Source organism: Methylobacterium sp. WL103 (genome assembly GCF_008039885.1).
Lineage (GTDB): Bacteria > Pseudomonadota > Alphaproteobacteria > Rhizobiales > Beijerinckiaceae > Methylobacterium > Methylobacterium cerastii.
Window position 1 is genome coordinate 1 of sequence record NZ_VRUX01000875.1, and the last position, 1,341, is coordinate 1,341.

General features: G+C 74.3%; 2 protein-coding genes. Both read left to right on the forward strand.

Going from position 1 to position 1,341, the window contains the following annotated elements; all coding sequences use genetic code 11:
* On the forward strand, positions 1–523 hold a 523-nt coding region (gene rsmD / locus FV222_RS26315; protein ID WP_147816059.1), incomplete at its 5' end, for a 16S rRNA (guanine(966)-N(2))-methyltransferase RsmD.
* A 44-nt stretch (positions 524–567) separates the two neighbouring features.
* On the forward strand, positions 568–1,341 hold a 774-nt coding region (locus FV222_RS26320; RefSeq protein WP_246685681.1), incomplete at its 3' end, for an NAD(P)-dependent oxidoreductase.

Sequence of the window (1,341 nt, forward strand, 5' to 3'; positions counted from 1 at the left end):
CCTCGCCACCCCGCGCTCCGACGCGATCCGCCCGACCACGGACCGCCTTCGCGAGGCCCTGTTCAACGTGCTGGCCCACGCCTACGACGACGCGGTGCCGGGCGCCCGCATCCTCGACCTGTTCGCCGGCACCGGCGCCCTGAGCTTCGAGGCGTTGTCGCGCGGCGCGGCCTACGCGCTCCTGGTCGACGAGGGGGCTGAGGCGCGCGGCGTGATCCGTGAGAACATCGAGCAGTTCGGCGCCGAAGGGCGCACCCGGCTGTTTCGGCGCGACGCGACCAAGCTCGGCCCCTCCGGCACCACTGGGCGCTTCTCCCTGGTGTTCTGCGATCCGCCCTACGGCCGCGACCTCGCGCCGGCGGCGCTCACCGCTGCCGCCGAGGGCGGCTGGCTGACGCAAGACGCCCTGGTGGTGGTCGAGGAGGTCGCCAGCGCCGTCGTCGCCCTGCCCCCAGGGTTCTCCGAGCTCGAACGGCGGACCTACGGCGACACGGCCGTGACGCTGGCGCGCTTCACCGGCTGAGGTCCGCATACGGCGCGTTCGCACACGGTGAGAAAGCCGCTTCCTTGACCCCTCCGTCCATCGCCCCCTTGCCCCTCGTCCTCCTGACCAACCCGATCCACGCCGACGCGGTCGCGATGCTGGCGCCTTATGCCCGCGTCGTCGTCGCCCCCGACACCGCCGCGGCGACGCTGCGGGCGTTCGCCCCCGACGCCGCCGGGATGATCGTGCGCGCGCAACTGCCCGACGACATCCTCGACCACGCCCCGAACCTCCGCGGCATCGTCCGCCACGGGGTCGGGCTGGACTTCGTGCCGCTGGAGGCCGCCACCGCCCGCGGGATTCCCGTGGCGAACCTGCCCGGCAGCAACACCGGCGCGGTGGCCGAGTACGTCTTCTCCGCCCTGTTCGCCCTGCGGCGGCGGCTCGCCGACCTCGATGCCGGCCTGCGCCGGGACGGGTGGCTCGCGGCCAAGACCCGCGCCAACGACCTCGCCGAGGTCGGCGGCTCCACCCTCGGCATCCTCGGGATGGGCGAGATCGGCCGCCGCGTCGCCGGGATCGCCCGCCACGGCTTCGGCCTGCGCGTGCTCGGTTCGTCGCGGACCGCCTCGGACCATGGCGGCCTCGTCGAGCCGGTGGACGTCGCGACGCTGTTCTCGGAGAGCGACGCGGTGGTGATCGCCTGCCCCCTGACGGATGCGACGCGGGGGCTGGTCGACGCGGCGCTGATCGGGCGGATGCGCCCGGGCGCGGTGCTGATCAACGTCGCCCGCGGGCCGATCGTCGTCACCGACGCGGTGGCGGCGGCCCTGAACGCGGGCGACGTTGATCAGCAC